This window comes from uncultured Amaricoccus sp., from assembly GCF_937858865.1.
Taxonomy (GTDB): Bacteria; Pseudomonadota; Alphaproteobacteria; order Rhodobacterales; family Rhodobacteraceae; genus Amaricoccus.
Map to the genome: position 1 here is coordinate 1 of NZ_CALLYO010000208.1, position 5375 is coordinate 5375.

A 5375-nucleotide genomic window follows, 5' to 3' on the forward strand; every position below is an offset into this window, starting at 1 on the left:
GCATCCCCGATCCCGAAGCGGATCGGGATCACGTCGAGGAACCGCGGGCTCTCCCCCGCCACCCCGGCCGCGTCGAGATAGGCCCCGGCGTGGAAGACGAGCTCCCAGACCCCGACCTCCGCCTCCCCCTTCGGGATGACCGGCGAATCCGTCCGCCCGTCCGAGTTGGTGACCACCTCGCGGACCTTCCGCCGGCTCTCCCCCTCGAGCCGCCAGAGCTCGATCCGGAGCCCCGCCGCCGGGCAGCCGCGGGCGGCGTCCAGAACGTGGGTCGTCACATATCCCTCGGCCATGCCGTGCCTCCCTCGGGTTCGCTCGATCCCCACTATCCCCGTCCCGGCGCCGCCGATCCACCCCGGATCCCCGAAAGGACCTTCTCCCCGAATTTGAAAGCCCGCACCCCCGCCATGCCCTAGACTGGCCCGGAAAGACCAGAAGAAGGAGGGGAAACCCATGCGCTATCCGCGGAACATGCAGGGCTACGGCGGGCGCCCCCCTCACGCCGACTGGCCGGGCGGCGCCCGGGTCGCGGTCAGCCTCGTGCTCAACTACGAGGAGGGGGGCGAGAATTGCCTGCTGCACGGCGACGCCGCCTCCGAGGGCTTCCTCTCCGAGATCCCCGGCGCGCAGCCCTGGCCCGGCCAGCGCCACTGGAACATGGAATCGGTCTACGAATACGGCGCCCGCGCCGGCTTCTGGCGCCTGCGCGACCTCTTCGTCTCCCGCAACGTGCCCGTCACGATCTACGGCGTCGCCTCCGCCCTCGCCCGCTCGCCCGCCCAGGTCGCCGCCATGCAGGAAGCCGGCTGGGAGATCGCCTCCCACGGCCTCCGCTGGATCGACTACCGCAACCACACCCCCGAGGCCGAGCAGGCCGACATCGACGAGGCGATCCGCCTCCACACCGAGGTCGTCGGCGAGCCCCCGAAAGGCTGGTACACCGGCCGCACCTCGGTGCAGACCGTCGACCTCGTCTCCGCCACCGGCCGCTTCGACTGGGTCGCCGACACCTACGACGACGACCTGCCCTACTGGCGCGAGCATGCCGGCCGCCAGCAGCTCGTCATCCCCTACAGCCTCGAGACCAACGACATGCGGTTCTCGGCCGGCACCTTCCACACCTCCGAGGACTTCTTCACCTACCTCCGCGACACCTTCGACACCCTCTACGCCGAGGGCGAGGCGGGCAGCCCGAAGATGATGTCCGTCGGCCTGCACTGCCGCCTCGTCGGCCGCCCCGGCCGCATCAAGGGCCTCGCCGACTTCCTCGACTACATCCTCGCCCGCGACAAGGTCTGGATCCCGACCCGCAGCCAGATCGCCGCCCACTGGCGCGCCCGCCACCCCGCCCCGCCCGCCGGCGCCGAGCGCCCGACCGGCATGACGAAGGACGCCTTCGTCACCCGCTTCGGCGGCGTCTTCGAACATTCCCCCTGGATCGCCGAGCGCGCCTTCGACCTCGAGCTCGGGCCGGTGCACGACACCGCCACCGGCCTCGCCAACGCGCTCTCCCGCGCCTTCCGCTCCGCCTCCGAGGAGGAGCGGCTCGGCGTCCTGACCGCCCACCCCGACCTCGCCGGCAAGCTCGCCGCCGCCAGGCGCCTCACGCCCGAGTCGACCGCCGAACAGGCCGGCGCCGGCCTCGACGCGCTGACCGATGCCGAGAAGGCCCGCTTCACCGAGCTCAACGACGCCTACCAGGCGAAGTTCGGCTTCCCCTTCATCATCGCCGTGCGCGGCCTCGACAAGGCGGCGATCCTCGCCGCCTTCGAGTCGCGCCTCGGCAACGACCGCCCGACCGAGTTCGCCACCGCCTGCGCCCAGGTCGAGCGCATCGCCACCCTCCGGCTGAAGGAAATGCTGCCATGAAGGACCAAGCCGCGCCGCAGCGCACCTACTACGCCCCGACCGGCGGCCTGCCGCCGCAGACCGCGCTCCACACCGGCCGCGCCGTCTTCACCGAGGCCTATGCCGTCATCCCGAGGGGCGTCTACTCCGACATCGTCACGAGCTTCCTCCCGCACTGGGAGGCGACGCGGCTCTGGGTCATCGCCCGCCCGCTCACCGGCTTCGCCGAGACCTTCTCCCAGTACATCATGGAAGTCTCCCCCGGCGGCGGCAGCACGACCCCCGAGCCCGACCCCGCGGCCGAGGGCGTCCTCTTCGTGGTCGAGGGCGGCGCGACGCTCACCGTCGCCGGCCAGACCCACGCGCTCAACCCCGGCAGCTACGCCTACCTGCCGCCCGCGACCCCCTGGACGCTGCTGAACGACACCGGCGCGCCGGTCCGCTTCCACTGGATCCGCAAGCGCTACGAGCCGGCCGAGGGCATCCCCGCCCCCGACCCCCTCGTCCTCGACGAGCGCGACATCGCGCCGGCCGCGATGCCCGGCACCGAGGGCCGCTGGGCGACGACCCGCTTCGTCGACCCGACCGACCTGCGCCACGACATGCACGTGACCGTCGTCACCTTCGAGCCCGGCGGGGTGATCCCCTTCGAGGAGACCCACGTCATGGAGCACGGCCTCTACGTGCTCGAGGGCAAGGCGGTCTACCGGCTGAACCGCGACTGGGTCGAGGTCGAGGCCGGCGACTTCATGTGGCTGCGCGCCTTCTGCCCGCAGGCCTGCTACGCCGGCGGCCCCGGCCGCTTCCGCTACCTGCTCTACAAGGACGTGAACCGGCACGCCCGCCTGTCGCTCTGAGGCGGCCGCGAGCGTGCCCAGGGCACGAAGCGGGCACGCGTGCCCAAACGGTAACCCCTTGATTTCACTGGAGGTCAGGGTCGGATTTTAACCGGATTTCAACGGTTTCCGCGCTATTTCCGCCCGGGAACCTTGACCGCCAGCGCCCGCACGACGCCGTGCAGCGTGCGCACGTCGGCCTCGGTCAGCGGCGCCCGGTGGAAGAGGTTGACGAGGCTCGCCGTCATGCTCTCCCGCTTCTCGGGCGGATAGAAGAAGCCGACCGCGTCGAGCCGCTCGACGAGGTGAAGGACGAGACGGTCGACCTCGCCCGAGGTGGCGAGGTGGGCGTCGCCCATACGGTATTCCTCCGCCGGAGCCTCGCCCCCGGAGCGCATCCACTCGTAGGCGAGAAGCAGCACGCACTGGGCGAGGTTGAGCGAGCCGTAGGCCGGGTTGACCGGCACCGAGACGATGGCATTGGCGCGCGCCACGTCGGCGTTGGCGAGCCCGGCGCGCTCCGGGCCGAAGAGGAACCCCACCCGCTCGCCGCGCCCGATCATCGCCCGCGCCTCGGCCATCGCCGTCTCGGGGGTGACGACGCGCTTGGTCATCGTCCGCTCCCGCGCGGTGGTGGCGAAGACGTAGGTGAGATCGGCGCCGGCCTCCGCCACGCTCTCCGCCAGCGCCGCGCGCTCCAGCACCCGCAGCGCGCCGCTCGCCATCGCCTCGGCGCGCGGGTTGGGCCAGCCGTCGCGCGGGGCGACGAGGCGCAGCCGGTCGAGCCCGAAATTCCACATCGCCCGCGCCGCCGCGCCGATGTTCTCGCCCATCTGCGGCGCGACCAGCAGGAAGACCGGCTGCGCGTCAGCCGCCTCCGGCGCCTCGGCCCGACTGTTGCTGCCCGCCATCCGCGGCCTCCCCCTGCCCGACGGCGGCGTGATACGCCCCCGCCCGGAAGCCGGCAAGGAAGCCCGGAAGCGCGCAGCCCGGCACCGTCGCCGGAGCGACGCACCGCCTCTCGGGCAGGAAAGGGAAGATCGCGGGCCATGGTGGGCCGAGTTGGTATCGAACCAACGACCTCTCCGGTGTGAACGGAACGCTCTCCCACTGAGCTACCGGCCCGCACCATGGTTCACGCGAACCTGGATCGCCTCGCACGAAGCATCCAAGCCACCCTTGCGAAATCCCCGCGGAGAGCTTCCGCGCCCTACCGCTGGGCCAATCGCCCGGTGGCGCGCCTGATAGCTGCAAAGGGCGGCCGCTTCAAGAGCGAAGCGCCGGCCGGCCGGAAGGTCGCTCAGGAGACCGCCCGCGCCGCCCCCGCGCCGGCGGCGATGATGGCGCCGAAGTCCGCGGCGGCGAGCGAGGCGCCGCCGACGAGGGCGCCGTCGACGTTCGGGACGGCGAAGATGGCGGCAGCGTTCCCCGGCTTCACCGAGCCGCCGTAGAGGAGGCGGATGCCGCCGGCGGTCCCGGCGCCGAAGCGGCGGGCAAGCGTCTCGCGGATGAAGTCGTGCACCTCGGCGATCTCCTCGAGCGAGGGGGTGCGGCCGGTGCCGATGGCCCAGACCGGCTCGTAGGCGACCGCGAGCCGCGCACCGGTCGCCCCCTCCGGCAGCGAGCCGGCCAGCTGGTCGCCGATGCGCCCGAGCGTCCGTCCGGCGTCGCGCTCGGCCTCGGTCTCGCCGACGCAGACGATCGCCATCAGCCCGGCACGCCAGGCGGCGGCGGCCTTGGCGGCGACGAGCGCATCGGTCTCGCCATGGTCGGCCCGCCGCTCGGAATGGCCGACGATGACCGCGGTGCCGCCGGCGTCGGCGATCATCTCGGCGGCGATGTCGCCGGTATGCGCCCCGGAGGGCTCGGGGTGGCAGTCCTGGCCGCCGACGGCGATGCGGCCGCCGGCGAGGCGGGCGAGGAGCGTGGCCGGCGGGCAGACCAGCACGTCCACGCCGTCCGGCTCGGGCAGCGCGTCCAGCATGGCCGCGGAGGCGGCGAGCCCGTTCATCTTCCAGTTTCCGGCGACGAGCTTTCGCAGCGACATGGGACACCTCCGTCGGACACGGCCTGCCGGTAGCAGACCTCTCCGGCGAGGGAAACCCTCAGCCCGGCGCGCCCCGCCGCGAGAGGGCGAGAAGGACGAGCCTGAAGACCGGCAGCAGGATGTCGGTCCAGAAGATGACCCCGGCATTGCCCGGCGCGAAGTTGTGCGAGCGGATCATGTCGAGCACGTGGCCGACGGCGGCGCCCCAGAGGAAGAGCGCCGGGCCGAGGATGGCGGCGAGGCGGGTCTGCCGGGCGCCGCGGAAGGCGAGGAAGCCGACGGCGGCGAAGCCGAGGCTGGCGTAGCCCACCTCGGCCTGGAAGGGGCTGTTCTCCCAGCCGATGAAGGAAGCCGCCAGGTCGCCGAAGAAGACGTGGAAGACGAAGTTGTAGAAGAAGGAGACCCCGATCGAGAAGAAGAGGAACCAGGCCAGCAGCTCCTCGACCACCACGGCGCGGGACCAGGGCCGTGGGTGCCGCCGGAGCGCGATCCAGGCGGCGACAAGCCCGATCACGAAGAAGGTGAGGGTGAAGTTCCCGAGCACGAAGGCGATGATCTGACCCACGGCCGTCCTCCGATGCCCCGCGGCGACACAGATTGGCGCGAAGACGCCGGGTGACGCAAGGGATCAGCCGGCGCCGGCC

General features: G+C 72.2%; 6 protein-coding genes and 1 tRNA gene. 2 read left to right on the plus strand and 5 right to left on the minus strand.

Annotated features, from left to right (window positions below):
• Positions 1–293, minus strand: a 293-nt coding sequence (locus tag Q0112_RS05705) for a hydroxyisourate hydrolase (RefSeq protein WP_297972628.1), incomplete at its 3' end; no start/stop codon positions are given.
• A gap of 160 nt (positions 294–453) precedes the next feature.
• Between Q0112_RS05705 and puuE the strand changes: the two genes are divergently transcribed.
• A complete protein-coding gene (gene puuE, locus Q0112_RS05710) occupies positions 454–1869 on the plus strand; it encodes an allantoinase PuuE (RefSeq protein ID WP_297972631.1) in 1416 nt (471 codons plus the stop codon).
• Entirely contained in the window at positions 1866–2705 is an 840-nt protein-coding gene (locus Q0112_RS05715) for a bifunctional allantoicase/(S)-ureidoglycine aminohydrolase (protein ID WP_297972633.1), read from the plus strand. Before puuE ends, Q0112_RS05715 begins: the two co-directional genes overlap by 4 nt.
• 113 nt (positions 2706–2818) lie before the next feature.
• On the opposite strand, the gene Q0112_RS05720 is transcribed toward Q0112_RS05715, so the two are convergent.
• The 4 genes from Q0112_RS05720 to Q0112_RS05735 form a co-directional block, all read right to left on the minus strand.
• Entirely contained in the window at positions 2819–3595 is a 777-nt protein-coding gene (locus Q0112_RS05720; protein ID WP_297972635.1) for an RNA methyltransferase, read from the minus strand.
• Positions 3596–3734: 139 nt separating this feature from the next.
• A tRNA-Val gene (locus tag Q0112_RS05725) sits at positions 3735–3809 on the minus strand.
• Positions 3810–3984: 175 nt separating this feature from the next.
• A complete protein-coding gene (gene tpiA / locus Q0112_RS05730) occupies positions 3985–4725 on the minus strand; it encodes a triose-phosphate isomerase (protein WP_297972640.1) in 741 nt (246 codons plus the stop codon).
• A gap of 64 nt (positions 4726–4789) precedes the next feature.
• Positions 4790–5296 carry a DUF6790 family protein gene (locus Q0112_RS05735; RefSeq protein WP_297972637.1) on the minus strand — a complete coding sequence of 169 codons (507 nt, stop codon included), beginning with the start codon at positions 5294–5296 and terminating at the stop codon, positions 4790–4792.
• Positions 5297–5375 lie beyond the last annotated feature (79 nt).

Excerpts from the sequence above, each read along its gene's own strand:
- puuE (WP_297972631.1), top strand. The coding sequence starts at position 454 with ATGCGCTATCCGCGGAACATGCAGGGCTACGGCGGGCGCCCCCCTCAC.
- Q0112_RS05715 (WP_297972633.1), top strand. The coding sequence starts at position 1,866 with ATGAAGGACCAAGCCGCGCCGCAGCGCACCTACTACGCCCCGACCGGC.
- Q0112_RS05720 (WP_297972635.1), bottom strand. The coding sequence starts at position 3,595 with ATGGCGGGCAGCAACAGTCGGGCCGAGGCGCCGGAGGCGGCTGACGCG.